The organism is Pannonibacter carbonis (assembly GCF_003012935.1).
Classification (GTDB): Bacteria; Pseudomonadota; Alphaproteobacteria; order Rhizobiales; family Stappiaceae; genus Pannonibacter; species Pannonibacter carbonis.
The window spans coordinates 85,982-110,449 of sequence record NZ_PUDR01000004.1 but is presented as its reverse complement, the minus strand read 5'-3'; the positions used below and the strand labels follow the sequence as shown (position 1 = coordinate 110,449).

The 24,468-nt window shown below is 62.7% G+C and carries 27 protein-coding genes; all 27 read left to right on the top strand.

Annotated features, from left to right (window positions below):
- The first annotated feature begins 24 nt into the window (after window positions 1-24).
- The 27 genes from flgA to C8348_RS06730 all read left to right on the top strand — a co-directional run bounded on the left by flgA (window position 25) and on the right by C8348_RS06730 (window position 24,442).
- Window positions 25-489 (top strand): flagellar basal body P-ring formation chaperone FlgA, encoded by a 465-nt coding sequence (gene flgA, locus C8348_RS06860; RefSeq protein ID WP_106752567.1) that lies wholly within the window; start codon window positions 25-27, stop codon window positions 487-489.
- A 2-nt stretch (window positions 490-491) separates the two neighbouring features.
- Entirely contained in the window at window positions 492-1,604 is a 1,113-nt protein-coding gene (gene flgI / locus C8348_RS06855) for a flagellar basal body P-ring protein FlgI (protein ID WP_106752566.1), read from the top strand.
- 164 nt (window positions 1,605-1,768) lie between these two features.
- Window positions 1,769-2,332: a MotE family protein gene (locus C8348_RS06850; RefSeq protein WP_208983611.1), complete on the top strand. Its 564-nt coding sequence runs from the start codon at window positions 1,769-1,771 to the stop codon at window positions 2,330-2,332.
- On the top strand, window positions 2,332-3,048 hold the full coding sequence (gene flgH, locus C8348_RS06845) for a flagellar basal body L-ring protein FlgH (RefSeq protein WP_106752565.1): 717 nt from the start codon (window positions 2,332-2,334) through the stop codon (window positions 3,046-3,048). Before C8348_RS06850 ends, flgH begins: the two co-directional genes overlap by 1 nt.
- A 26-nt stretch (window positions 3,049-3,074) precedes the next feature.
- Window positions 3,075-3,563 carry a flagellar basal body-associated FliL family protein gene (locus C8348_RS06840; protein WP_106752564.1) on the top strand — a complete coding sequence of 163 codons (489 nt, stop codon included), beginning with the start codon at window positions 3,075-3,077 and terminating at the stop codon, window positions 3,561-3,563.
- Window positions 3,560-4,315 (top strand): flagellar type III secretion system pore protein FliP, encoded by a 756-nt coding sequence (gene fliP, locus C8348_RS06835; protein WP_106752563.1) that lies wholly within the window; start codon window positions 3,560-3,562, stop codon window positions 4,313-4,315. Before C8348_RS06840 ends, fliP begins: the two co-directional genes overlap by 4 nt.
- 411 nt (window positions 4,316-4,726) lie before the next feature.
- Window positions 4,727-5,644, top strand: coding sequence for a flagellin N-terminal helical domain-containing protein (locus tag C8348_RS06830; protein WP_106752562.1), 918 nt, complete (start codon window positions 4,727-4,729; stop codon window positions 5,642-5,644).
- 156 nt (window positions 5,645-5,800) lie between these two features.
- Window positions 5,801-7,441, top strand: coding sequence for a flagellar basal-body MS-ring/collar protein FliF (gene fliF / locus C8348_RS06825; RefSeq protein WP_106752561.1), 1,641 nt, complete (start codon window positions 5,801-5,803; stop codon window positions 7,439-7,441).
- Window positions 7,441-8,085, top strand: coding sequence for a P-loop NTPase family protein (locus tag C8348_RS06820; protein ID WP_106752560.1), 645 nt, complete (start codon window positions 7,441-7,443; stop codon window positions 8,083-8,085). The genes fliF and C8348_RS06820 overlap by 1 nt, the downstream gene beginning before the upstream one ends.
- Window positions 8,082-9,419 (top strand): MotB family protein, encoded by a 1,338-nt coding sequence (locus tag C8348_RS06815; protein ID WP_106752559.1) that lies wholly within the window; start codon window positions 8,082-8,084, stop codon window positions 9,417-9,419. The genes C8348_RS06820 and C8348_RS06815 overlap by 4 nt, the downstream gene beginning before the upstream one ends.
- Entirely contained in the window at window positions 9,416-10,759 is a 1,344-nt protein-coding gene (locus C8348_RS06810) for a chemotaxis protein (protein ID WP_106752558.1), read from the top strand. The genes C8348_RS06815 and C8348_RS06810 overlap by 4 nt, the downstream gene beginning before the upstream one ends.
- Complete coding sequence (gene fliK / locus C8348_RS06805) at window positions 10,750-12,021, top strand: flagellar hook-length control protein FliK (protein WP_106752557.1); 1,272 nt, start codon at window positions 10,750-10,752, stop codon at window positions 12,019-12,021. Before C8348_RS06810 ends, fliK begins: the two co-directional genes overlap by 10 nt.
- Complete coding sequence (locus C8348_RS06800; protein WP_208983609.1) at window positions 11,969-12,562, top strand: transglycosylase SLT domain-containing protein; 594 nt, start codon at window positions 11,969-11,971, stop codon at window positions 12,560-12,562. The genes fliK and C8348_RS06800 overlap by 53 nt, the downstream gene beginning before the upstream one ends.
- 480 nt (window positions 12,563-13,042) lie before the next feature.
- Window positions 13,043-14,317: a flagellar hook protein FlgE gene (locus tag C8348_RS06795; RefSeq protein WP_106752556.1), complete on the top strand. Its 1,275-nt coding sequence runs from the start codon at window positions 13,043-13,045 to the stop codon at window positions 14,315-14,317.
- Window positions 14,318-14,344: 27 nt separating this feature from the next.
- Window positions 14,345-15,835 (top strand): flagellar hook-associated protein FlgK, encoded by a 1,491-nt coding sequence (flgK, locus tag C8348_RS06790; RefSeq protein WP_106752555.1) that lies wholly within the window; start codon window positions 14,345-14,347, stop codon window positions 15,833-15,835.
- A gap of 6 nt (window positions 15,836-15,841) precedes the next feature.
- Window positions 15,842-16,891 (top strand): flagellar hook-associated family protein, encoded by a 1,050-nt coding sequence (locus C8348_RS06785; RefSeq protein ID WP_106752554.1) that lies wholly within the window; start codon window positions 15,842-15,844, stop codon window positions 16,889-16,891.
- 72 nt (window positions 16,892-16,963) lie between these two features.
- The gene (flaF, locus tag C8348_RS06780; protein ID WP_106752553.1) at window positions 16,964-17,314 is read left to right on the top strand and encodes a flagellar biosynthesis regulator FlaF; all 351 of its coding nucleotides are present in this window, start codon (window positions 16,964-16,966) and stop codon (window positions 17,312-17,314) included.
- A gap of 5 nt (window positions 17,315-17,319) precedes the next feature.
- Entirely contained in the window at window positions 17,320-17,742 is a 423-nt protein-coding gene (gene flbT, locus C8348_RS06775) for a flagellar biosynthesis repressor FlbT (RefSeq protein WP_106752552.1), read from the top strand.
- Window positions 17,743-17,767: 25 nt separating this feature from the next.
- The gene (gene flgD, locus C8348_RS06770; protein WP_106752551.1) at window positions 17,768-18,184 is read left to right on the top strand and encodes a flagellar hook assembly protein FlgD; all 417 of its coding nucleotides are present in this window, start codon (window positions 17,768-17,770) and stop codon (window positions 18,182-18,184) included.
- A gap of 2 nt (window positions 18,185-18,186) precedes the next feature.
- Entirely contained in the window at window positions 18,187-18,453 is a 267-nt protein-coding gene (locus C8348_RS06765) for a flagellar biosynthetic protein FliQ (RefSeq protein WP_106752550.1), read from the top strand.
- An 85-nt stretch (window positions 18,454-18,538) separates the two neighbouring features.
- The gene (gene flhA, locus C8348_RS06760; protein ID WP_106752549.1) at window positions 18,539-20,629 is read left to right on the top strand and encodes a flagellar biosynthesis protein FlhA; all 2,091 of its coding nucleotides are present in this window, start codon (window positions 18,539-18,541) and stop codon (window positions 20,627-20,629) included.
- A 2-nt stretch (window positions 20,630-20,631) separates the two neighbouring features.
- Entirely contained in the window at window positions 20,632-21,405 is a 774-nt protein-coding gene (fliR, locus tag C8348_RS06755) for a flagellar biosynthesis protein FliR (protein WP_106752548.1), read from the top strand.
- 7 nt (window positions 21,406-21,412) lie between these two features.
- Entirely contained in the window at window positions 21,413-21,850 is a 438-nt protein-coding gene (locus C8348_RS06750; protein ID WP_106752547.1) for a flagellar biosynthesis protein R, read from the top strand.
- 43 nt (window positions 21,851-21,893) lie between these two features.
- On the top strand, window positions 21,894-22,361 hold the full coding sequence (locus C8348_RS06745; protein ID WP_106752546.1) for a rod-binding protein: 468 nt from the start codon (window positions 21,894-21,896) through the stop codon (window positions 22,359-22,361).
- The gene (locus tag C8348_RS06740; RefSeq protein WP_208983607.1) at window positions 22,358-22,777 is read left to right on the top strand and encodes a flagellar protein FlgN; all 420 of its coding nucleotides are present in this window, start codon (window positions 22,358-22,360) and stop codon (window positions 22,775-22,777) included. Before C8348_RS06745 ends, C8348_RS06740 begins: the two co-directional genes overlap by 4 nt.
- Window positions 22,774-23,229, top strand: a complete 456-nt coding sequence (locus tag C8348_RS06735; RefSeq protein ID WP_106752848.1) for a hypothetical protein — start codon at window positions 22,774-22,776, stop codon at window positions 23,227-23,229. The genes C8348_RS06740 and C8348_RS06735 overlap by 4 nt, the downstream gene beginning before the upstream one ends.
- Before the next feature lie 262 nt (window positions 23,230-23,491).
- The gene (locus C8348_RS06730; protein ID WP_244293951.1) at window positions 23,492-24,442 is read left to right on the top strand and encodes an NYN domain-containing protein; all 951 of its coding nucleotides are present in this window, start codon (window positions 23,492-23,494) and stop codon (window positions 24,440-24,442) included.
- Window positions 24,443-24,468 lie beyond the last annotated feature (26 nt).

Genomic DNA, 24,468 nt, shown 5'->3' with positions numbered 1-24,468 from the left:
GCGGAGCTGACAAGGAGGCGCGCCATGTTCGTGCGACTGTTCATCTGCATGTTCGTTGCCGGAATGGTGGCCTCGGCGGCCCTGTCGGCGGCAAAGGCCGCCAACATCGATCTGCCGGTGCCGCGCGCCACGATCCATCCTGGCGATCTCATCAGCGCCGACATGGTCATCATTCGCCGCTTCCCGGAAAAGACCACGCGGCGGTTCCAGGTGGTGATGAGCCGCGAGGACATGGTGGGAAAGGTGGCTCGCCGCACACTGCAGCCCGGTCATCCGGTTCCGGCAACGGCCGTCGCGCCTGACGTTGTGATCAAGCGCGGTGAACCGGCGCGGCTCGTGTTCCAGGAAGGCGGTCTCTTCATCATTGCCCAAGCCGAGGCGCTGCAGAACGGCGTAGTCGGTGCCTTTGTCCGCGTCCGCAACATCGACAGCGGCCTGATCGTCACCGGCAAGGTCCAGTCGGACGGCTCCATCCTGATAGGAAACTGAACATGCGCCGAATTCTCCTTGCGCTGGCGGCAGTCGTATGCTGTGCGCTTGCCGGAACGCCCGTGTCTGCGATGGTCCGTATCAAAGACATCGCGACGCTGCAGGGCGTGCGCGACAATCAGCTCGTCGGTTACGGGCTGGTACTGGGCCTGCAGGGTTCCGGCGACACCTTGCGCAACTCGCCCTTCACCGAGCAGTCGCTGCAGTCGATGCTGGATAGCATGGGCATCAATGTTCGCGATGCGCGTCTGCGCACCCGCAACGTCGCTGCCGTGGTGGTCACGGCCACCTTGCCGGCCTTCACCGGCCAGGGTTCGCGCATTGATGTCAGCGTGTCGTCGCTGGGCGATGCCGCCTCGCTTGCCGGCGGCACTCTGGTGGCAACCCCGCTGCTGGGCGCGGATGGATCGGTCTATGCCGTGGCGCAAGGCTCGGTCGCCGTCTCCGGCTTTTCCGCGACCGGTCAGGCTGAAAGCCTAAAACAGGGCATCCCGACCGTCGGCCGTATTCCCAATGGTGCCCTGATCGAGCGCAACCTGCCGGACCGCTTTGCCAATATTCCGGCTTTGGTGCTGGAACTGTCCAATCCCGACTTCCGCACTGCCGTTCGCGTTGCCGATGCCATCAATCGTCACACCAAGGCGACCTATGGAGTCAACGCCGCGAAGGAGCGTGACTATCGCACCATCGACCTCACGCCTCCGAAAAAGGTCAATGTCACCCGTTTCATGGCGGAGATCGAAGCCCTTCTGGTGCAGCCGGACACGCCTGCCCGCGTCGTCATCGACGAGCGCACCGGCACGGTCGTCATCGGCCGTGATGTCCAGGTCTCTACCGTCGCCGTCACCCATGGCAACCTGACGGTCCGCATCACCGAAGCTCCTGAAGTCTCGCAGCCGCAGCCCTTCTCCTACACCGGCGAGACGGTTGTCACCCCGCGCACCTTCATTGATGCTGAGCAGAGCGGTGGCCAGCTCGCCATTGTCGGCGGCACCGATCTGCAGACCCTGGTGCGAGGCCTCAACCGCATTGGCCTGAAACCGACCGGCATCATTGCCATCCTGACGGCGATCAAGACGGCCGGGGCCCTCCAGGCAGATCTGGTGATCCAGTAGTTATCCATGCGACTTCGGCGTCCGCCTCCCGCGCGCCACTGCCCCGCCCGGCCTCCGGTGCGGGGCTTTTTCTTGCCGTCAGGTCGGTGGCTCCGGCCAAGCCCCGCGCAAGCCTCAAGGGTCATAGTCATCTGCAACAGCGACAGGAAAGGACGTCCCTCCCCATGGTCCGCAAGTCTTGCCTGCCCGCGCGGCATGGCCGCCGCCCCTCTCTCGTCCGCACCGGCCTGGCTCTTGCCATGGCCGTGCTGCCCTTCGCTCCGGCGCAGGCCCAGAACGCGCCCCAGCCCAAGCCTCAGGCCGTGCAGCTGGAAGAAGGGACAGAGCTCAGCGATGCCCAGATGTACTGCCGCAACACCGGCAACGCCGCCAATGATGCCCGGCTGGCCTGGCAGACCTGGAACCTCATTGCGCTTGAGGAAAAGGTGAAGGTCCGCATCCACGAGCTTGAGCGCAAGCGCGCCGAATACGAGGCCTGGGTGGAGCGGCGCGAGAAAGTCCTTAGCGAGGTCGAGGGGCATGTCGTCGCGATCTTCCAGCGGATGCGCCCGGAAGCCGCCGCCGCCCAGCTCGCCACCCTCGACGAGAACACCGCCGTTGCCGTGCTCGTCAAGCTGAACGCCCGCGCCGCCAGCCAGATCCTCGATGAAATGGAGCCGGCCCGTGCTGCGCAGCTGACCCATTCGATGGCGGGTCTCACGAAATCCGAAGCCGAGGGAAGCCTTTGATGCGCTTGTCCATTCCTCCCCAGACGGTGCTGGTCCTGGGTCTTCTGGCCGGTGGCTGTGCCGGCCAGCTCCAGGATCTCGGCCGCGAGCCGACCATGTCGCCGGTCGGCTATGGCCTTGCCTCCCAGCCGGCAGCCGTTTACCCGCTCAATACGTTCAGCCCAAGCGCCCGCAAGGACTACAACTCGCTCTGGGTCGGCGGCCGCGAGGACTTCTTCTCCGATCCGCGCGCCCGCCGCGTTGGTGATGTCCTGACGGTCAGGATCGCGATCAATGACAAGGCGACCCTCGACAACAACTCCAACCGGGGCCGCAATTCGAAGATCGGCCTTGGCGGTGAACTTTCGGCCGGTTGGGACGGCAAGTCCATCGGCGGCGAGGCTTCGCTGGACGGCACGTCCGGCTCCAACTCCTCATCGCGCGGATCCATCGACCGTAAGGAGCAGATTGCCTTGTCGGTCGCAGCTGTCGTGACCGACCGGCTGCCGAATGGCAATCTTGTCATCTCCGGGTCGCAGGAAGTCCGGGTCAACTACGAGATGCGGGTCCTCAACGTCTCCGGCATCGTGCGGCCGCGCGACATCGCCGGCAACAACACCATCGAATACGACAAGATCGCGGAAGCCCGTGTGTCCTACGGCGGGCGCGGCCGGATTTCGGAGGTGCAGCAGCCCGGCTGGGGCCAGCAGCTCTATGACGCCGTCGTTCCCTACTGATGCCTCTCATTCGACGGAGCCGATCCATGGCTGATGCCGATTTTTCCTCGTCTGGTCGCGGCGGCAGCACGACCGGCTTCCTGGGGTCCGTTGTCCTTCTGACCATCCTTGCCTCTGGCGTGGGTGCCTTGGCTGGCCTGTATTTCACCGACACGGTCCGCCGCGCAGTAAATGCCGAGAGTGCCCTGATGCCGGCACCGGCGCAGCCGATCTACTCCACCGCCTCGCGGCTGCGGTCCCTGAAGCCGCTGGTGACCAATCTGTCCGCCCCCCAGGATGCCTGGATCCGGGTGCAGGCATCCATCGTCCTGGATGAAACCGAGATAGAGGATCCTGTGCTTCTGGCCGGTCACATCGAGGAAGATATCCTCGCCTATCTGCGGACGATCACATTGGCCCATGTCGAGGGCGCCGCGGGTCTGCAGCACCTGCGCGAAGATCTCAATGAACGGGCGATTGCCCGTTCCGGCGGCAAGGTGCGTGAACTCATTCTCGAATCCCTGGTGGTGCAATGACGCGGTTCTGGCTTGCCTGTATTTTCCTCCTGGCCGGCACGGCGCTGGCCGCAGCCCAGTCCGTTCCGGCACTGCCGAGCCTGTCTGATCTGATCCCGCAAGGCGAGGGCAGCACGGCGGGACGTATCGTTCAGGTCATGGCCCTGCTGACGGTCTTGTCCGTCGCGCCGGGCATCCTGATCATGGTGACGAGCTTCATCCGCTTTTCCATCGCCTTCTCTTTCCTGCGCTCCTCCATCGGCCTGCAGACAACGCCGGGCAATCTCATCATCATCTCACTGGCGATGTTCATGACCTTCTATGTCATGGCCCCGACTTTCGACCGGGCCTGGAAGGAGGGCATGGTGCCCTTGATGAACAACGAGATCACCGAAATGGACGCCTATGACCGGATCACCGGTCCGTTCCGCGATTTCATGCTCAGCCAGGTCCGCGAGCAGGATCTGGTGCTGTTCGACGAACTGGCCGCTGGCCGGGTCACGTCAGGTGAGGCCGCCTCCGCCGAGGAAGTGGAACTGCGGGTGTTGGTTCCGGCCTTCATGATCTCGGAACTGCGCCGTGGCTTCGAGATCGGCTTTCTCATCGCACTGCCTTTCCTTGTCATCGACATGATCGTCGCCACGATCACCATGTCCATGGGTATGATGATGCTCCCGCCCACCGTCATTTCGCTGCCGTTCAAGGCGCTGTTCTTCATCCTGATCGATGGCTGGAACCTCCTCGTCGGCAGCCTGGTCAGATCATTCATTTAGCTGGCAAATAAAATATTGACGCACCAAAGGGTGAGGCAGCAATGCCTCGCCCTTTGGGCATTTTGGGGTGGTGCATTCGCCTTGAATACCGCGCCGTCCCGGCCTTGTGCCGGGATCTGTCAGGTGGTCGAAGGATTCGAAATGGCAACGCGCGTTGGAAAAAACAGGTCCCGGCACAAGGCCAGGACGGCGCGGTGAGGGTGGCGGCCACCGCATATTTCCTCACCGCAAACCCGAAAATCCCGACGCCGTCATTTCAAGTCAGCCCCGCACAAGCATGCCGGGCTAGGTTGAACTCACGACAGGTTGAACGGAACCCAACACACCGTTCAAGGGCATGACGCCGTTCTGTCGTACCGGTGAAAGCCCGGTATGTCCCCTTCAAAAATTACGAATGTGAAAGGGACCACCATGTCCAGCTTGATGACCAACGCATCCGCCATGACGGCGCTCCAGACCCTGAACGCAACCAACAAGTCGATGGCCCAGGTGCAGAACCGCATCTCTACCGGCTACCGGGTTGCTTCGGCCCAGGACAACGCCGCCTACTGGTCGATCGCAACCACCATGCGTTCCGACAACATGGCGCTTTCCGCAGTGAAGGACGCCCTGGGCCTCGGCGCCGCAACCGTGGACGTCATGTACACTGCCATGGACAAGACCGTTGATGTCGTCAACGAGATCAAGGCCAAGCTCGTCGCCGCCCGTCAGCCGGGTGTTGATCGTGGCAAGATCCAGTCCGACATCACCGAACTCCAGGGTCAGCTGAAGACGATCGCAGACTCGTCCGTGTTCAACGGCGAGAACTGGCTGTCGGTCGACTCCGGTGCGACAGGCTACAACGGCACCAAGTCGATCGTTGGCTCCTTCACCCGCTCCGGCGGTGCGATCACGATCGACACGATCGCGATCGATATCACGCAGACCGAACTGTACGACAGCGATGATCAGTCGGGCATCCTCGATCGCGACCGCACCGTTGGTGGCACCACCGCCAAGGTGTCGACCATCAACATCTCGGCCCTGACCGACTCTGCCGCTCATCTGACCAGTCTGGAAGAGCAGATCTCGATCGTCGACAACGCTCTGGGTGACATCACCAACGCAGCGACCCTGCTGGGTTCGGTGAAGAAGCGCGTGGACCTGCAGAAGGACTTCGCCGGCGCTCTGACTGATGCCATCGATCGTGGCGTCGGCCAGCTGGTTGACGCCGACATGAGCAAGGAATCGACCCGTCTGCAGGCTCTTCAGACCCAGCAGCAGCTCGGCATCCAGGCCCTGTCGATCGCCAACTCGAGCAGCCAGAACATCCTGTCGCTGTTCCGCTAAGTCCTTCGGCCGCAAGGTCTGGACCCTGGAGGGCCGCGTCCTTTTGGACGCGGCCCTCTTCCTTTTTTCGCGGTGCTGCGGGCGACACAAGCCTCGCGCCAGCCAGCGCCGCGATAGTCGGACAAGGTTCAGACCGAACGAGCACAGGGGTATGGAATGCCAGGCCGTGAACATGCCGAAAAACTCTTGGCCAATCTGATGGAGCTTGGTGTCAAGCGCCTCATTGCGCTGGCCCTCATCGGACTTGCGACCGTCCTGACCGTCGGTCTGGGCGCCTACTATCTGAGCCGTCCGCAGATGACGGCGCTCTACACCGGCCTTGAAGGCGACGATGTCAACCGCATCGGCTCCGCGCTCCAGGACGCCGGCATTCCCTATGACATCAGTGCCGATGGGGCCGCTGTCATGGTCGGTCATGGCGCGGCGGCACGGGCCCGCATGCTGCTGGCGGAACGCGGTCTGCCCCGAGGCGGCAGCACCGGCTATGAGCTGTTCAATGATGTTGGCTCGCTTGGCCTGACGTCCTTCATGCAGGAAGTGACCCGCGTCCGGGCGCTGGAAGGCGAGCTGTCCCGCACCATCCAGCTGATGCAGGACGTGCGGGCTGCCCGTGTGCACATCGTCATGCCGGAGAAGGCTTCGTTCCGCCGCGACCAGCAACCGCCCTCAGCTTCCGTCGTCATCCGCTCGGACGCGCCGAATGACACCCGGACGGCCGATGCCATCCGCCATCTTGTCGCAGCCTCGGTTCCGGGCATGTCGCCTGAAAAGGTGACCGTGCTTGACACCTCCGGCGGGTTGCTTGCCACGGGCAAGGATCCGGCCAACGCCTCTGCGGGCCAGATGGCCAGCCTCGAGACAGCCGTCAGTGCGCGCATCCAGGAAAATATCCGCAAGACCCTGACCCCCTATCTCGGGCTTGATCATTTCCAGGTCAGCGTCGCGGCTGATCTCAACACGGACAAGCGCCGCATTTCCGAGACCGTCTTCGACCCGGAATCGCGCACGGAACGCTCCATCCGCACCATCCGCCAGAACGCAACCTCGCAGAACACCAGCACCGAGACCCCGACCACGGTGGAGCAGAACCTGCCCGAGGAAGACGTCCAGGCGCAGAATGGCGAGCGTTCCAGCGAGGAGAACCAGCGCCGGGAAGAAACCGTCAACTACGAGATTTCATCCAAGACCACCGAGACCTCGCGAGAGGGATATTCCGTGGAACGGCTGTCGATCGCGGTTTTGGTTGACAAGGTCCGGCTGCATGCAGCGCTGGGCGGTACGCCCGATGAGGTCGCCGTCAAGGAGCAACTTGGCGAGATCGAGCAGCTTGTGGCCTCGTCCGCCGGCGTCAGCGCGGCGCGTGGCGACACGATCAAGGTCTCTGTCGTGGAGTTCTTCGAAGGGGCTGGCGATCTGGCTCCGGCCCCGCCGCTGTCGATCACCGAGCTTCTGCTGCGCCAGTCCGGCAATGTGATCAACGCTGTCGCGATCATGACGGTTGCCGGCCTGTTGATCTGGTTCGGCCTGCGCCCGGCCCTTGCGGTCCTCGTCCCGCAGCGCGCCGAAACACCGACCGAAATCTCCGAACTGGCCATGGCCGGGGAACTGGACGCGCAGGGGATGCCATTCTCTGAGCCGCGCGCCCTTGCTGCACCCGATCACACGGCACTTTTGAGCGACCTCACCAACAAGATCAATCAGTCATCCATCAAAAAGCTGGAATCGCTGCTTGAACTTGATGAGGAACAGTCGGCCGCGATCCTCAAGCAGTGGATGTATGAAGGGGAGCGCGTGTGATGCAGCATCGCCCCATCGCAGCGCATATTCCGGAACTGGCCGGACCAGGCTTTCCGCGCCTCAGCAAGGAAAACGTCGTCATGGCCGATGTCATTCTCGGCAATGACCGGCCGCCGGAGCCGACCGTGGAGGAACGCCTCGCCGCAGAGTATGCCCGTGGCGTGCGCACCGGCCGCCAGGCTGCACGACTTGAGGTCGAGGCCGAGCTCGAAACCCGCATTGAGGCCTTGCAGATCGAGGCAGAGACAGCCCGTCTCGCGCATCAGCAGGAAGAGGCTGAGCGCCTTGGCGAGAATCTCGCCGATGCGCTGGAGCACCTCGAAGACACCATCTCCGAAACGGTCGGAAAAGTGCTGTTGCCTTTCCTTGAAGAGGCTGTGGCGGCGCGGGCTGTCGAGAGTTTTCGCGATGCCCTTGCTGAAATTCTCACGGGTGCGGGAACGGATCGCCGGCTCATTGAGGTCAGTGGTCCGGACAGCCTGTTGCCGCAGGTCGTCGTTGGCCTCGGTCCTTTGCAGGACCGGGTCAAGCTGGTGCCCGGTGAGGGGCCGGAAGTGCGTGCCGTGCTCGAGGATACGGTGATCGAAACCCAGATGGCGGACTGGCTTGACCGGATCCGCAGTGCCCGGGAGCAGGTGGAATGACCGCAGAACTGCAGCCGACCGAAATCGTCATCGTGCGTCGCCGGTCGCCTCTGGACGCCGAGCCGGTAAAGAACGGTGTCTGGAAGATCGCTTTCGCGGACTTCATGACCGCCATGATGGCCTTCTTCCTGGTGATGTGGCTGATCAACGTCACTGACGACAGTGTCCGCAGGGGCGTTGCGCAATATTTCAACCCGGTGAAGCTCGCCTCGACCACCCAGACACGGAAAGGGTTGAACGATCCGGACATGCCGGGGCCGGAACAGGGCAAGCCTGCCGAGATTGACGTGATCATGAATTCTCCGCCGGATCCGGACGGGACGCCGGGATCGGCTAACGGTCAGGAGATGACAACCCGTTCTGCCACGGCGGATGCCAGTCCTGCGCGGCGTGGCCTTGGCGAATTCAAGCCCACCCACACGGAGACCGCCCTGTTCCGCGATCCCTACACCGTGCTGGACCAGCTTGCCGAGAGTGTCGCCGGAGCACCCGGCTCGGGCGCTGCACCGGAAAGCCAGGGGCTGGGAACGCAGCGCCAGGAAGGCGCCCAGGGCGGCGAAGCTTTCCGTGATCCCTTTGATCCGATGTATTGGCAGTTCCTGCCGGGCCGGGAGACAGCCGGACAGGAAGGCGGCAAGACCGCTGCGATAACCGGCGAGGTGCCATTGGGCACGGCAAGCTTTGCAGCTTCGGTGGAAACGCCTGAAGGCACAGCCGTTGCCCGTCCGCCTGAGGTTGAAGCCCTATCCGTTCCGGCAGAAACTGCAGGGGACGGTACCGGGGTAGGCAACCAGCCGCATGCGGGGGCTGGGGCGCAGTCAGGTATCAGCCAGGCGGTAGCGGCCCAGTCGCCTGCGGAAGTCAATGCCCGTCAGCTGGCCGACAGTCTGGCTCAGGTGCTGCAAGGCGCGGAAGGGACCTCGCTTGGTGCCACGGCTGCCCGGGTGAATGTCGAGCAGCAGGGGGCAGGTGTCCTCATCAGCCTGACCGACGACCAGAACTACGGCATGTTTGCTGTCGGTTCAGCCGAGCCGCGCGGGGAACTGGTCAAGCTGATGGAACGCATCGGCGGCGTGCTCGCCAACAAGCCAGGGCGTATCATCATCCGGGGCCATACGGACGGTCGGCCCTTCCGGTCCAGGGACTATGACAACTGGCGCCTGTCAACCGCCCGCGCGCACATGGCCCTGTACATGCTGCAACGGGGTGGCGTTGACGCTGCCCGCATCGACCGGGTCGAAGGCTATGCCGATCGTGATCTGAAGCTTCCGGAGGATCCGCTGGCACCGGTCAACCGCCGCATCGAGATCTTCATTCTGGAGGGCGAGGCATGAGTGTGGACGCAAGGACAAGGGTCCTGAACCGGTCGCTTCGGGTCTCTGCGGCCGTATCGGTTCTGACTCTGATGCTTGGGACGGTCTGGTGCGAACCACTGAAGGCGCAGACCGGCGCACCGGCAGGCGGCGAGACCCTTGCAGCTCCGGCGCCGGAACCGGCAGATCCGGCTGTGCCCAATCCCGGTCTTGCCGCGCGTGTTGCTCCGGCTGGAACGCAGCCCTTTGAACTGGTGCGTACGTTGCAGGCCCTGCAGGGTGAGGTGGCGAAAGGCAGCCGGGAGGCGCATCTGGCCCAACGGACCCTGCTCGGCCGGATGAATGCGGAGTTTCTCGCAGCTCCTGCAGAAACCTGGGCGGACCAGCGCAATGCCCGTGCGGCAGTGATCTATCTCCTGAGCGGTGGCAACCCGAAGGTGATGCACCAGCTTGTTGAGCTTTCGCCACCGCCGGCTGTCGAGATGGATCTGATGCGCGGGGCCATCGCCTATGTGGATGGCCGGGGCGAAGAGGCGCGCCGGCTTCTGGCCCGGTTCGAACCGATGGACATACCGCCGAACCTCGGTGGTCAGATCGCGCTCGTCCGGGCCGCACTGGAGGTCTCCGCCAATCCGCCGGAAGCGTTGCGTCTTCTGGGTGTGGCGCGATTGCTGATGCCTGGAACACTGGTGGAGGAAGCGGCCCTGCGCCGCGAAGTCTTCCTGGCAGGCAAGATCGGCGAGATCGACCGGTTCCAGTCCCTGTCGATCCGTTATCTGCGCCGGTTCAAGTCGTCGATCTATGCCGGGGACTTCCAGCGTCGGTTCGGTCTTGCCCTCGAGGGGCTCGGCTTTGGAACGGACGAGCGGCGCTTTGCCTTGCTCGAGACACTGCTTACCGAGTTCGAGCCGGCGGAGCAGCGGACGTATTTTCTGGCCGTTACCCGCCAGGCCGTGACCCATGGTCATCTCGATATTGCCCGCAAGGCTGCGGACAAGGTGCGGCCTTTGGTCGTGAAAGGTTCGCCGGAGGAATTGCGTCTTCGGATTTATACGGCGGCAGCCAGCCTTGCCCCGGAGGACATCATGCAGACGCGCGAATTGCTGTGGTCGGTCGATCGCAAGGCGCTGGTTGCAGACGAGCGCGAGTTGATGGACGCCGTCTATGCCGTGCTGAATCACGTCCGCCACTGGCCCACTCCGCCCGATGGCGTGATTGGCGATGTGGGGGCGTATGCGCAGGTGTCCGCTCCGGCGGATCCTGGCTGGCTGCGCCCGGTGATGCGGCAAGCCGACCTCGCACTCAACGAAACAGAAGCCCTGCTGGGCAACACGCGGGGGGGAGCCCGGACATGGCAGTAAGCACATCGGCCGTCATGCAGGCCCCGGCGCCTGTTGCAGGGCGCGGCCAGGAGAGCGCCGGCGATGGCGCCGGAAACGGATTCTCCGATGTCCTGCGCGACGTATCCCAGCCGAAGGATCAGGATGCTTCGGCGGGTCAGCCATCTTCTGCCGGATCGGAACCGGAGAGCCCCGCTTCAACTGACGGGGCCCTTCAGCTTCAGGACGATGCGGCAGGTCTCCTGAAGCTTCTCGTCACGCCGGCCGCCGGGATCCCGGATCAAGGCGCGGCGGGCGATGCAAACGCACTGGCGGCCTTGCTGGGCCTGGCTCCATCCCTGGCCGTTGCCGCGGCACCGGCAGCCTCTCCGAACTCGCCCGGTCCGCAGGGACCGCTCCGGTCCGGGGCGCCCGCTTTTGCTGAACCGCAAGCAGGAGCAGGGCCGCTGGTCTCTACGCCCGTCGCCGGAGGTGCTCCGGCTGCCGGGCAGGCCGCAGTTGCATCGGCAGGGACATCCCCCGCAGCGGCCGCGCCGGTCGCTGGAAACCTGTCCGGACTTGATGATGCAGGTCTCTTTGCCCGCTTTGCCGTGGCGCCTGAAGAGGTCAGCGTCGGGGTCGGCGACACTCGCTCCGGCGACAGCCAACGCGCCATGGCAGCTATAGGCCAGGTTCGTGTCCTTCGCGAGGAAACCCACTTCGCACCCTCGCTCCGGCTCTCTCCGCTTCAGCAGGTGGGCGAGGCCATCATCGGGGCTTTGTCAGAACCGCGTCCGGCTCCGTCGGCGCAAGGGCCGGCCGCTGGGGGCCTGTTCTCCACCGGCTCCACACGTCCGATGGTCAAAGTGCTCGAAATCCAGCTGCAGCCGATGGAACTGGGCAGCGTGAAAGTCTCGCTGCGCCTGATCGGCGACCGGGTGGAAGTGGTCATGTCAGCGCAGAACCCGGACACTGCCGAGTTGCTCCGGCAGGACCGGCAGCTTCTGGATCAGATGTTGCGCGCGGTCGGTCAGAAGGCGGACACGATCACCATTCAGTCCGCTGGCGACGACCGGCCGATGTTCCAGGTCAACGGCTCCTTGCAGGGGCAACAATCTGGCTGGACGGCCCAGTCCGGTGACGGCGGCCCCGCATGGGGCGCGGGCACCGGCGGCGACAGTGAACCACAAAATGGCGGCGGAGATCAGACGCATGACGGCCCGCTGCAGGAAGACCAGGAAGACGCAGGACATGCAGCACATTCGGACAGTCGTAGCGATCGCAGCGGCGCTGTTTATCTCTGACGCCGGCTCTTTTGGCTTTGCCCCTGGTGTGGCATTTGCCGCGCCGGGGCAGGCCATCTGCGAGCGGGAAATGGCCGCCGCCGCCCGCGCCTACAAGATCCCGCTCGGCGTTCTCTACGCCGTCGGTTTGACAGAAACCGGGCGGCGCAATTCCCTCTCGCCCTATGCGCTCAACATTGAGGGCGAACCGAAGTTCCCTGTTACCGCCCGGGCTGCGGAGGCAGAGGTGATCTCGGCCAGGGCGCGCGGCAAGAAGCTGATCGATATCGGCTGCATGCAGATCAACCATCATTTCCACGGCGAGAAGTTCCGCTCGGTCTCCCATATGCTGGAGCCGCGCGCCAATGTCCGCTATGCGGCCCGCTTTCTCAACGAGTTGCACGCCCGCCAGGGGACCTGGACAATGGCGGTCGCCCGGTATCACGCCGGCCCCAACAACGACCCGGCGCAGAAACGCTATGTCTGCAAGGTCATCACCAACATGGTTGCCAGCGGTTTTGGCCAATGGACGCCGGAAGCCAGCAAATTCTGCAAGGCCTGATCGCGGCTCGTGCGTGATTGCCCTCGTGCGCGCGCTTTCAGGTCGAGTAGGCCCCCGCAGCGGTCGAGGTGGTCCTGTGGGCGTGGTCGCCCTTCATGCGGAAACACGCGTTCCGAGGTCATCCCCGCTTTGTGAGTGTGACTGTTGATCATGTGGTGTCACACACACGGGTCATCCCCGCCTTGTGCGGGGATCCAGTTTTCCGTCCGCTGGCGCCAGGACAACAGGTCGGCCGTGCCGGTGTTGTGGATCCCCGCACAAGGCGGGGATGACTGCTGAGGAAAAGAAATTTTCAAATAAATCAATTCATTTTTACAGTTTAGTGGAAATTAAATTATGTGAAATAGAAATTAATAAAAGTAATTTATACTTAAAATTTTATTAAAATCAGCCGTCATCTGACGATTGTCCGATCAACAGCTTCACGCAAGATTGACGGCGTTGAATGTCTCCAGAAATTTTGGCAACGGGAGACGTTCCATGAGTCTTTACGGCGTAATGCGTACCGGCGTGTCCGGCATGAATGCCCAGTCCAGCAAGTTGGGTACAGTCGCGGACAACATCGCGAATTCGAACACGACCGGATACAAGCGCGCGGCGTCCGAATTCACCTCGATGGTTCTGTCGCAGGGCACCGGCACCTATAACTCAGGCGGCGTGAAAGCCAACACGGTGCGGGCGATTTCGCAGCAGGGATCGCTGAGCTACACGACATCGTCTCTGAACCTTGCGATTGACGGCAACGGCTTCTTTGTCGTGGCCGACCGTGACGGCACCCAGTCGCTCACCCGCGCCGGCGCCTTTGTCATCGACAAGGAGGGCTATCTGGTCAACACCGCTGGCTTTACCCTGCAGGGCTATCCGATCAACGGCGGCGTCGCGGCGACGCCGGTCGCCAACGGCCTCGGCGGCCTGGTCGACGTCAATGTCTCGCAGAACCAGTTGGAAGCCACTCCGACGAACAAGGCAACCCTTTGGACCAACGTTCCGGAAGGCGCAGCTATTGTCGCCGCAGCCGACTTGCCGTCCGCCAACGCCGCAACCGCAACGTTCTCTGCCAAGACCTCTGTCATCATGTTTGACAACCTTGGCAATGAAGTGAAGCTGGACGTCTATTACTCCAAGACGGCCATATCTCCGACCGAGTCCACCTGGGAAGTCGCGGTCTTCAACGCCGCTGAAGCCGCTCCAGGCGGCGGCTTCCCCTACACCGGCCCGGCCCTCTCCACCCAGACCCTGACTTACAGCCTGACCACCGGCAAGCTCACGACAGCCAGCCCGACGGACATCGCCATCACTGTCCCGAATGGTGGCACCTTCAACATGGATCTGTCGGGCGGCACTTCGCTGGCGGCTGGCTTTGCGGTCACCAAGGTTGAGGCCAATGGCAATGCGCCGAGCGCGGTCGAGACGGTCGAGTTCAACGAAGAGGGGATCCTCAGTGCCGTTTATTCCAACGGTGCCCGCCGCGAAATCTTCCGCATCCCGCTCGCCGACGTGCCGAGCCCGGACAAGCTGACGGCGCTCTCGGGCAACATCTTCACCCAGTCGAACAACTCCGGCGACATCCGCGTCGGGTTCCCGGGCGAGGGCGGTCTGGGCAGCGTGGTGGTCGGTGCACTGGAAGACTCCAATGTCGATCTGGCGACCGAACTGACCTCGATGATCGAGTCACAACGTGGCTACACGGCCAACTCGAAAGTGTTCAAGGCAGGCTCCGACCTGCTCGAGGAACTGGTCAATCTCGTCCGCTGATGCGCCGAGCAGCAAGGAATATGTGACATGAGCCTTTCCGTTGCCCTGAAGGTCGCCCAGTCGGCCCTGAGCGCGCGCCAGACCGAAACGGCGACGGTCTCCCGCAATATCGCTGGAGCCCAGGAGGCTGGCTACTCGCGCAAGACCGTCATGCTCAGCACCGTCGTCAGCGAGGGCGGGCATGTCGGCGGAGTGCGCAGCGACGGCATCCGCCGGACCACCGACAATGCTCTCTACAGCTCGCTGCTGCGCTCCACGTCCCGGGCCATGTCCCAGGATGCGGTTGCGGCGGGATTGGAAAAGCTGGAGCAGACGGTCGGCAACACCGAGCTGAAACGCTCTCCGGCCGCCCAGCTCGGTACGCTGGAAACTGCGATCCAGAACTACGCGTCCGATCCGGGCAATTCGATCCTGGCCCAAACGATGTTGGGCGCGGCCAAGGACACGGTGCGGCTGCTCAACGAATACACCGGCCTTGTCCAGGATGTGCGCGCCGAGGCAGACGCCGACATCAACAGTTCCGTCGGACGCATCAACGAATTGCTTGGTCAGGTCGAACGCCTCAATGGCCTCATCGTCAAGGGTGGCCAGTCGGGCGCCGATATCACCGACGCGCTGGATGCCCGCGACAAGGCGTTACACGCCCTGTCGCAGGAAATCGGCATCTCCACCCTGACCGCATCCGACGGCGGGGTCGTGATCTACACCGACAGCGGTGTCACGCTGTTCGAGACCACGGCACGCACCGTCAGCTTTGCGCCGACGAACACCTTCAACGCAGCGACGGTCGGCAATGCCGTCTTCATCGACGGCGTTCCGGTCGCCGGGCCCAACGCGATCATGCCGATCGGCAGCGGCCGGCTGCACGGGCTGACCCAGCTGCGCGACAGCACCGCCGTGACCTATCAGAACCAGCTCGATGAAGTCGCACGTGGCCTGATCGAAGCCTTCGCGGAGCAGGACCAGTCCGGCGGCGGCGGTCCTGACCAGGCTGGCCTGTTCACCTATTCCGGCGGCCCGGCCCTGCCGGCGACAGCCACCCTGTCAGCGGGGCTGGCAGGCGACATCCGGATCAACGCCAATGCCGACCCGGACCAGGGCGGCAGCCTTGAGCGCTTGCGAGATGGCGGCATCTCCGATCCGCTGAACCCGGACTACGTCTACAACCCGGCCAACAACGCCGGCTATGCCATCCGGATCCAGGAATATGTCACGGCACTCAACGCTCCGCGTGTCTTTGACGGTGGCGTTGGCCTTGACCCAACCGATACGCTGAAGGGCTTTGCCGGCTCCTCCGTCAGCTGGCTCCAGGCGGCGCGCAAGTCTTCTGCCGCCGATGTCGAGGTCCAGTCGGTCATCGTCACCCGCACCGCCGAGTCCCTGTCCAATGCCACCGGTGTCAATCTCGATGAGGAAATGACGCTGCTGCTCGACATCGAACGGGCCTATGGCGCGGCGGCCAAGCTGATTTCCGCTGTCGATCGCATGCTCGATGACCTGCTCTCCGCTGCGAGGTAACCCAAGATGAAAACGTCCTATATCTCCACGTTCACCCTGTCGGACTCCACGCGGAGCCTCCTGCAACGCCAGACCGCCAATCTTGCCAAGTTGCAGATCGAGATTTCTTCCGGTCGCAAGGCTGACATCGGACTGGATCTCGGCGCCCGCACCGGCGAGGCGGTCTCGGTCCGCGCCGAGCACACCCGGCTCGATGCGCTGATCGATACCAACGCATTGACCGCTTCCCGTCTCGATGTGACCCAGGCTGCGCTGAAGGATCTCCTGACAACCACCCAGGACAGCCTGGCGACCCTTGTGGCTGTGCGCGACAGCAACGGCTCGGCCTCGGTTGCCAAGGGACAGGCAGAAGGCAGCCTGAAGCTGCTTGTTTCCCGCCTCAACACCCAGCTCGGCGGCACCTACATCTTCTCCGGCATCAACACCGACACCAAGCCGGTCACCGATTACTTCGCGACACCGGCTTCAGCCAGCAAGGTAGCCGTGGATGCGGCCTTTCTCGGCGCGTTCACTTTCAACCAGGCAGATCCCAACGTCGCCACGATCACTCCGGCTGCGATGACGGCCTTCCTAAATGGCCCGTTCGACACGCTCTTTGCCGATCCCCAGTGGGGCGCGACCTGGTCGACGGCGACCAACCAGACCATGACGTCGCAGATTTCTCCCGCCGAGTCCCTGAACAGCTCGGTCAGCGCCAACGAGAAGTCGATGCGCCAGCTCGCCGCCGCCTTCACGATGATGGCCGACCTCGGTGCAGAAGGGCTCAGCAAGGAAACCTACAAGGTCGTCGTCGACAAGGCGATCTCGCTGCTCGGAGAAGCTGTTGTCGGGGTCACCAATCTCATGGGCGGGGTCGGCCTGGCGCAGTCGCGCGTATCGGCGGCCAGCGACCGGCTCGAAGTCCAGACCAACATCCTGAACAAGCGCGTCAACAGCCTTGAACTTGTCAACAAGGAGGAAACTGCGGTGCGTCTCAACACCGCGATCACGCAGCTCGAGACGACCTACGCGGTCAGCTCCCGCATCCAGAGACTGAGCATTCTGAACTTCCTGTGAGACGCGTCCGGTCCATTCCGGCCCGGGCGCACCTTGCCGCCCGCCGCTGAATGACGACGCAAGAGAGGTGCCATGTATAACTTTTCCTATGCCGAGGCGATTGACGACTTCGGCCGCGACCCGCGTGCCGAAGAACGGGAAGCCATGGACATTGTCATTGCCCAGCTGGAGCTGGCTCGGGAGCGCGGTCCCCGGTCCCGCGAGACCATCGAGGCGGTCTACAACACCCGCCGTTTGTGGAGCTATTTCATCGACAATCTGGCCGAGGAGACCAACGAGCTGCCGGTCGAGATCCGCGCCGACCTTATCTCCATCGGCATATGGGTGATCAAGGAGCTGGAGCGCATCCGTCGCCAGGAAACCGACAGCCTCGACGCCCTGATCGAGATCAACACAATCATTCGCGACAGCCTCGCACGGTGACCTCCATGCATATTGCTCTCAAGGCCGGTGAACGCATCTTCATCAACGGGGCCGTGCTGCGGGTGGACCGCAAGACGAACCTGGAGCTCATGAACAACGCGGTATTCCTCCTGGAAGCCCATGTCCTGCAGCCGCAGGACACGACGACACCGCTGCGGCAGATCTACTTCGTGCTGCAATCGATGCTGATGGACCCCGTCGCCGCCGGCAATGCCCGCGACCTTGCCGAGGTGCTGATCGCCTCTACACGCAAGACTTTCTCCAACCGCGACATCGTTGATGGTCTGGGCGAAGTGGAAGCCTACATGGCAGAGGACCGTCTGTTCGATGCGCTCAAGACCATCCGCGGCCTCTACCCGATCGAGGCCCTGATCATGAATGGCAAGGTGGCCGATCGCGCCCGTGCCGGCGAAACCGAAGCGGCGTGACGCCCGCGCGTGAGGAGAGACACAGATGACCGTCATCCAGCCAACAGCCATTCAGCCCAATCAGGCGGCGCAAGCCGGGAAGTCCGGCCCTGCATCGGCAAAGGAACAGCTGACCCTCGACTACAATGCGTTCCTGCAGTTGATGATGGCGCAGATGAAGAACCAGGATCCGACCGATCCGGTGGACGCAACCCAGCAGCTCGCCCAGCTCGCCAGCTTTTCGCAGGTCGAACAGGCGATCAAGACCAACTCGAAGCTGGAAACGCTCCTGACCAACATGTCCTTCGGCCAGGTCGATGACCTGATTGGCCGCACGGTTACAGACAGCACCACCAATGTCAGCGGCCTGGTCAAGTCGGTTGAGGTCTACAGCGACGGCACGATGCTGGGGCTCGACAATGGCAAGAAGATCCTGCTCGGCCCCGGCGTGAAGATCTCCTGACCATGAACGAGGCCGATGCGATTGATCTCGTGCGCAACGCCATCTGGGCGATCATCGTCGGCTCGGCGCCGGCGGTGATTCCGGCGATGCTTGTCGGTGTGTCCATTGCCCTGGTGCAGGCCTTGACCCAGGTACAGGAAGTCACCCTGACTTTTATTCCGAAGATCCTGGCAATCCTCGTCATGATCATCATCGCCGCCCCGTTCATCGGGTCGGAAATCTATGCCCTGACCGCGCTTGTCTACGGGCGCATTGAGAACGGGTTCTGACGCGGGACAACCTGGCGTCCTCACCATGCCCACGCAAGCTTCACCACAGATAGTGGAACTGCGATCCCTCGAAACGAGATGAGGCATGTCGGACACAGCCCTTACGGCCATCGGCCAGACCCCCAACGGAAGCCGCCGCGACATTGGCTTTGCCGTTGGCATCGCCCTGATCCTGGCAGTTCTCTTCCTGCCCATTCCCGCCTTCATGATCGACATGGGGCTGGCTCTTTCCATCGCCCTGTCGGTTCTGATCCTGATGGTGGCCCTCTGGATCCAGAAGCCACTCGATTTCTCGTCCTTCCCGACGATCCTGCTGATCTCGACGATGCTGCGGCTGTCGCTAAACATCGCGACGACCCGCGTGATCCTGGCCAATGGTCATGAAGGCGTCGATGCCGCCGGCCACATCATCAACGGCTTCTCGACTTTCGTCATGAGTGGCGACTTTGTCATCGGGCTGATCGTCTTCACGATCCTCGTGGTGGTCAACTTCATCGTTATCACCAAGGGGGCGACGCGCATCGCGGAAGTCGGCGCCCGCTTTACCCTGGATGCCATTCCGGGCAAGCAGATGGCAATCGACGCGGACCTGTCCGCCGGTCTCATCGATGACAAGGAGGCACAGCGCCGCCGCCGCGAGTTGGAGGAGGAGAGTTCCTTCTTCGGCGCGATGGACGGTGCATCGAAATTCGTGCGCGGCGATGCCATCGCCGGCCTGATCATCACCGCCGTCAATATATTCGGTGGCATCGTCATCGGCGTTACTCGCTACGATATGAGCCTGGGTGAGGCGTCCGACGTCTTCACCAAGCTGTCGGTGGGTGATGGCCTGGTCACCCAGATCCCGGCGCTGATCGTCTCTCTGGCCGCCGGTCTGCTGGTTTCAAAGGGCGGTACCCGTGGGGCAACCGAGACGGCCGTTCTCAACCAGCTCGCCGGATACCCGCGCGCGCTGATGGTTGCGGCCGCCTTGATGGGCATCTTTGCACTGATGCCGGGCCTGCCCATCCTCCCCTTTGCCTTCCTTGGCGGTCTGATGGCGTTCATCGGTTACTCGATCCCGAAGAAAAAGGCGGCTGCGGAACAGATGGCAAAGGCGGTTGCGGAAGCGGCCGAGGCGAAGACCAAGCGCGACAGTCGCGAGTCCGTCAAGGAATCCCTCAAGACGGCCGAGATCGAGCTTTGCCTCGGCAAGCAGGTCGCCTCCCAGCTGCTGGTGGGCCACAACGAGCTGGCCCGCCGCGTCGGCAAGATGCGCCGCAAGTTCGCCGAGCAGTACGGCTTCGTCGTCCCGGATATCCGCGTCTCCGACAGCCTGACCCTGGATCCCAAGTCCTACCAGATCCGCATTCACGGCACTGTCGTCGCCATGCAGGAACTGAAGGTTGGTGAGCTTCTGGTCATGACCGACGAGGATCGCAACCTGCCGCTGCTGGGCGAACCGACCCGTGAGCCTGCCTTCGGCATGCCGGCCTACTGGGTGCCGATGGCCTATCAGGATGAACTGAAGCGCGATGGCCTCGTTCCGGCCGACAACAACACGGTGATCCTCACCCACCTGTCCGAGGTGATCCGCAACAACCTGCCGCAGCTCTTGTCCTACAAGGACATGCGCAACCTGCTGGACCGGCTCGATCCGGAATACCGCAAGCTGATCGACGACATCTGCCCGTCGCACATCTCGTTCTCAGGCTTGCAGGCGGTGCTGAAGCTTCTGCTGTCGGAACGCGTGTCCATCCGCAACCTGCACCTCATCCTGGAGGCCGTGGCCGAGATCGTGCCGCATGTCCGCCGGTCGGAGCAGGTGGTGGAACATGTGCGCATGCGCATTGCCCAGCAGATCTGCGGTGATCTTGCCGAAGGCGGGCCGCTCAATATCCTGCGCCTTGGCAACCGCTGGGATCTGGCCTTCCACCAGAGCATGAAGCGCGACAGCAAGGGCGATGTCATCGAGTTCGACATCGAGCCACAACTGGTCGAGGAATTCGGCACCCAGATGTCGGCGGCAGTGAAGACCCACATGAGCGGCGGCAAGCGCTTTGCCATCGTCGCGGCTCCCGAGGCCCGGCCCTATGTGCGCATGATCGTGGAGCGCATGTTCCCGACCTTGCCGGTCCTGTCCCATCTCGAAATCGCGCGAGGCACGGATGTCGCGACCATCGGCAGCATTTCCTGATCATGCTGGGCGAGATGATCCTAGCCCGGTTCGGCACGGAGACGGTTCTGGCCGTCTTCCTGCTGTTCTGCCGGATAGGCAGCTGCCTGATGGTGATCCCGGGCTTCGGCAGCGACCGTGTTCCGGTCCGGGTGCGGCTGCTGGTGGCCATCGCGATCACGCTGGCGCTTTCGCCGCTGTTGTTGCCCTCGATGCGGGCGGCCATGCCGGACCAGGGGCTGGCGACAGTGACACGCTTCATCGTCGCCGAACTGTTTGTCGGACTGCTGCTTGGTCTCATGGGCCGCGCCTTCATCGCGGCGCTGGAAACCATCGGGACGCTGATTTCAATGTCCATCGGCCTGTCGACCATGCCGGGGCTGGCGGTGGAAGGCAACGAGGCGCTCCCGTCGCTGGCCAACCTCATGACGCTGACAGCAACGGCGATGGTCTTCATCACCAACCAGCACTGGGAACTGATCCGCGCGCTGGCCGACAGCTACACGGCCGTCCCGGTCGGGTCTGGCCTGGATGTGCAGAGCGGCCTCGCGCGCTTCTCGGACCAGCTGTCGGCCACTTTTCTCCTGGCACTGCGCATCGGCAGCCCTTTCGTGATCTATGCCGTGGTGGTCAACTTCGCCCTTGGCCTTGCCAACAAGCTGACGCCGCAGATCCCGATCTATTTCATCGCCATGCCCTTCGTCATCGCGGGCGGGCTCTACTTCCTGTTCGTCGTGCTGGGAGAAGCCCTTCTCCTGTTCCTCGACGGTTACGTTACCTGGCTCAAATTCAGTTGAGGCTTTCATGTCCAAGAACGCCAAGGAAATCGGGCGCATCCTCAAGCTCCAGCGTCAGATCCACCAGTTGTCGGCCTGGATGCTGGTCAATCTCGACCGGCAGGATGAACAGCTTGCCGAAAAGCAGGAGCGCGTGCTGAAGGCCCTGTCAGAGGGCGATCTTGCCCTGCAGGATCGCTTCATCCGCAATGCATCCCAGCGATTGAAGACCATCGCGGAGGAACAGGCCCGCCTGTCGGAGGCCCGTGAAAAGGTCGAGGCGGAAATGGCCCGGCAGGGCCGCATGCTCAAGGTCACCGAACGGCGGCTAGCCACGGTGGCGCGGCTGGAGCATCAGGCCGGCGAAAACCGGCGCCTCGCCGATATCCTGGAACGCTACATCAACACGGAGGCGCAAGCCTCCCGCAAGCTGGACGACCTAGTTTCGAAGGCAATGGAAGCCTGAACTCCGGTCCTGCGGATCCGGACCCAGTCACAGGAGCTGCGTTATGGCGATTTCCCCGCCAACCGATCTTGTTCTCGATGTCGTCCGTGCCGCCGAACCAGCCGCCGCGCGCATGGCTGCCTCCCGGCTTGAGCGCCTTTCCTACGCCGCCGCATCGTCTTCAGGCGTGGACGGCTCGCCTTTCGCGGATGCGCTGAAGGATAGCGGCGGCGACGACATCACCGATGTTCCCGCCTTGCCAGGGGGTACCGGCGGGGCCCGGGTGGCCATGTACAACGCCACCTCGGTCAATCATGGCACTTTGTCGCCGGCGCAGAAATTCGAGGCGATGATCCTGCAGCAGTTCGTGGACGGTATGCTGCCGGATGATGCCGAGAGCGTCTATGGCTCCGGCACGGCCGGCGGGATCTGGAAGTCCATGCTGGCCGAGCAGATCAGCACCCAGATTGCCGCCCGTGGCGGTATCGGCATCGCTGACTTTGTCAACTCCAGTCTGAAGGCACGCGCATGAACGAGGCTCCTGCCATGTCCACCGCATCCGATCCGGTTGACCGTCTTTCAGGTCCCGCAGGCGATGCCTTGATCGCGGCGATCAGCAAGGCCCATGCGGTCGTTGAAGCCGAAACGCGCGCCCTGCGCGACCAGGCCAGCCTTGATCTGCGCGCCTTTGAACATCGCAAGAGCCAGGCCCTTCTGGAACTGACAAGGGCCAGCCGTGGTCTCTTGCCGGCCGGTGTCGAGACCTTGCGTGGCACGCCTGTCGCCGAGGAACTGGGGCGGTTGCGCGAAGCGCTTGATGCCAACATGGCCTTGCTCGCCAAACACCTCGATGCGGTCCGGGAGATCGCTGAAGTCATTTCCCGGGCCATGCTCGAGGCGGAGTCCGATGGCACCTACAGCGAGCGGGTCGCGGGGTGGCGGCCATGATCCGGCTGGTAGCCGTCGGCCTGTGGATGTGCCTTGCAACCCTCGCCTCCAGCTATGGCGCGGTCTATTACATGACGCACCAGATGCCGGGAACTGACCAGGACACAAAGCTCGGCGGGCTCGATTACGAACGCCTGCGCCCGATCAACGTGCCTATCCTCGAGAATGGCGCCCTGCAGGGCTATGTCGTCGCCCAGCTCGTCTTTACCGCGGATGGCGACAGCCTCAGCAACGTCGCAGTTCCGCCCCATCCCTTCATCGTCGACGAGACCTTCCGGCTTCTCTACGCTGATGAAAGCCTCAACTTCCGCCGCCTCGAGCGCTACGACCTCGACAGGCTGAAGGTACAGGTGCGCGAAACCGTCAATACGCGGCTCGGCAGCGACCTGATCCAGGACATCCTGGTGGAAGAATTTAACTACTTCGCCAAGGACGACGTGATCTCGCATTGAGGAAGGTTGGCAATATCCAGAACAGGTTTGCGGTCGAAATGGCACAACGGCAACGAGATAGCGTCGTCTTGACAGTTCCATTGTCACTGAAAAGTTCTCGCCCCCGATTGTGTCTCACGGTCTGCGCAATTGACCGCTTGGCGAAAAAACACTATAACTGGTCACAACAACTAACCTCATATCCTGTGAGACTTGCGCTCCGGGCGGTGAGGAAGAAAAGCCGGCGCAAGCCGGTTTTTTTATGCCCTCGGGAGGGCGCAGTTTGCTGACGTTGCGCACGCGCGTTTATGTTGACGGCTACAATCTCTATTACGGCTGCTTGCGCGAAACGGCGTACAAGTGGCTGGATGTCCTGGCGCTGTTTGATAAGCAGATTCTCCCCTCAATCCTTTATCGTCCTGCATCGGATGACGCACCGGCCCGGATGGTGCTTCACTCTGAATGTGCTGTGAAGTACTTCACGGCAAAGATTGTCGAAAGTGCAGCGAGAGGCCCGGATTCAGTCTCGTCCCAGGCTCAATACCACAATGCACTGACGCAGCACTGTCGTGGACGTGTCCAGTTTATCATGGGTAAATACGCGATTTACAAAGCAAATCAGTTTGCTGTTGATCCCGAAAATCCAGTGCGATGGCCAAGGGACTGTGAAAAGGTTCAGGTTTGGAAGCTCGAAGAAAAGCAGTCAGATGTGAACATCGCGCTACAGCTGTATGATGACGCTTTGAATGGTGAGATCGATCAAGTGGTCTTGGTGACCAATGATACGGATCTCTCCCCTGCGCTTGAAATGCTGAAGACACGTTGCCCGGATGTTGTGCGTGGTCTGGTTATCCCAACGCGTAAACAGGGTGCTGAAGGGAAAGTTGAGCGTGAGGCAAACGCATCCCTGACAAAGCACGCCAGTTGGGTACGGCGCCACATCTTGGCGGATGAACTCAGGGCGTCCCAGCTTCCGGAGGTTGTTGCCGGTGCTCGCCGCGCCAGCATTAAACCGCATTCATGGTACGCAAAGCCGCATCACATTGAAAGGATGCTTGAACTCGCCCGGCCGGTTCTAGGAACCGATGCCGCGGTCTTCAAATGGGCTCGCAGACATAGCGAACACTTCGGTGGTCGGCGGCCCATTGATCTCGTTGAGACGAATGAGGGTGCTGCGGAACTTTTCGACTACATCGAAGCTTATGTCCTGGCGGGGCCCCGAGGAAACAACTGACACGACAGGACGCCCGCCCCGTCAGC

Bases quoted from the DNA above. Each gene is read 5' to 3' on its own strand.
- C8348_RS06735 (WP_106752848.1), top strand. From the start codon at position 22,774: ATGATCCGGCTGGTAGCCGTCGGCCTGTGGATGTGCCTTGCAACCCTC.
- fliP (WP_106752563.1), top strand. From the start codon at position 3,560: ATGACGCGGTTCTGGCTTGCCTGTATTTTCCTCCTGGCCGGCACGGCG.
- flhA (WP_106752549.1), top strand. From the start codon at position 18,539: ATGTCGGACACAGCCCTTACGGCCATCGGCCAGACCCCCAACGGAAGC.
- C8348_RS06840 (WP_106752564.1), top strand. From the start codon at position 3,075: ATGGCTGATGCCGATTTTTCCTCGTCTGGTCGCGGCGGCAGCACGACC.
- fliR (WP_106752548.1), top strand. From the start codon at position 20,632: ATGCTGGGCGAGATGATCCTAGCCCGGTTCGGCACGGAGACGGTTCTG.
- C8348_RS06795 (WP_106752556.1), top strand. From the start codon at position 13,043: ATGAGTCTTTACGGCGTAATGCGTACCGGCGTGTCCGGCATGAATGCC.
- C8348_RS06820 (WP_106752560.1), top strand. From the start codon at position 7,441: ATGCAGCATCGCCCCATCGCAGCGCATATTCCGGAACTGGCCGGACCA.
- C8348_RS06750 (WP_106752547.1), top strand. From the start codon at position 21,413: ATGTCCAAGAACGCCAAGGAAATCGGGCGCATCCTCAAGCTCCAGCGT.
- C8348_RS06810 (WP_106752558.1), top strand. From the start codon at position 9,416: ATGAGTGTGGACGCAAGGACAAGGGTCCTGAACCGGTCGCTTCGGGTC.
- C8348_RS06800 (WP_208983609.1), top strand. From the start codon at position 11,969: ATGCAGCACATTCGGACAGTCGTAGCGATCGCAGCGGCGCTGTTTATC.
- C8348_RS06815 (WP_106752559.1), top strand. From the start codon at position 8,082: ATGACCGCAGAACTGCAGCCGACCGAAATCGTCATCGTGCGTCGCCGG.
- C8348_RS06740 (WP_208983607.1), top strand. From the start codon at position 22,358: ATGAACGAGGCTCCTGCCATGTCCACCGCATCCGATCCGGTTGACCGT.
- C8348_RS06850 (WP_208983611.1), top strand. From the start codon at position 1,769: ATGGTCCGCAAGTCTTGCCTGCCCGCGCGGCATGGCCGCCGCCCCTCT.
- flgK (WP_106752555.1), top strand. From the start codon at position 14,345: ATGAGCCTTTCCGTTGCCCTGAAGGTCGCCCAGTCGGCCCTGAGCGCG.
- C8348_RS06765 (WP_106752550.1), top strand. From the start codon at position 18,187: ATGAACGAGGCCGATGCGATTGATCTCGTGCGCAACGCCATCTGGGCG.
- flgD (WP_106752551.1), top strand. From the start codon at position 17,768: ATGACCGTCATCCAGCCAACAGCCATTCAGCCCAATCAGGCGGCGCAA.
- fliF (WP_106752561.1), top strand. From the start codon at position 5,801: ATGCCAGGCCGTGAACATGCCGAAAAACTCTTGGCCAATCTGATGGAG.
- flbT (WP_106752552.1), top strand. From the start codon at position 17,320: ATGCATATTGCTCTCAAGGCCGGTGAACGCATCTTCATCAACGGGGCC.
- fliK (WP_106752557.1), top strand. From the start codon at position 10,750: ATGGCAGTAAGCACATCGGCCGTCATGCAGGCCCCGGCGCCTGTTGCA.
- flaF (WP_106752553.1), top strand. From the start codon at position 16,964: ATGTATAACTTTTCCTATGCCGAGGCGATTGACGACTTCGGCCGCGAC.
- C8348_RS06745 (WP_106752546.1), top strand. From the start codon at position 21,894: ATGGCGATTTCCCCGCCAACCGATCTTGTTCTCGATGTCGTCCGTGCC.
- C8348_RS06830 (WP_106752562.1), top strand. From the start codon at position 4,727: ATGTCCAGCTTGATGACCAACGCATCCGCCATGACGGCGCTCCAGACC.
- C8348_RS06785 (WP_106752554.1), top strand. From the start codon at position 15,842: ATGAAAACGTCCTATATCTCCACGTTCACCCTGTCGGACTCCACGCGG.
- flgH (WP_106752565.1), top strand. From the start codon at position 2,332: ATGCGCTTGTCCATTCCTCCCCAGACGGTGCTGGTCCTGGGTCTTCTG.
- flgA (WP_106752567.1), top strand. From the start codon at position 25: ATGTTCGTGCGACTGTTCATCTGCATGTTCGTTGCCGGAATGGTGGCC.
- flgI (WP_106752566.1), top strand. From the start codon at position 492: ATGCGCCGAATTCTCCTTGCGCTGGCGGCAGTCGTATGCTGTGCGCTT.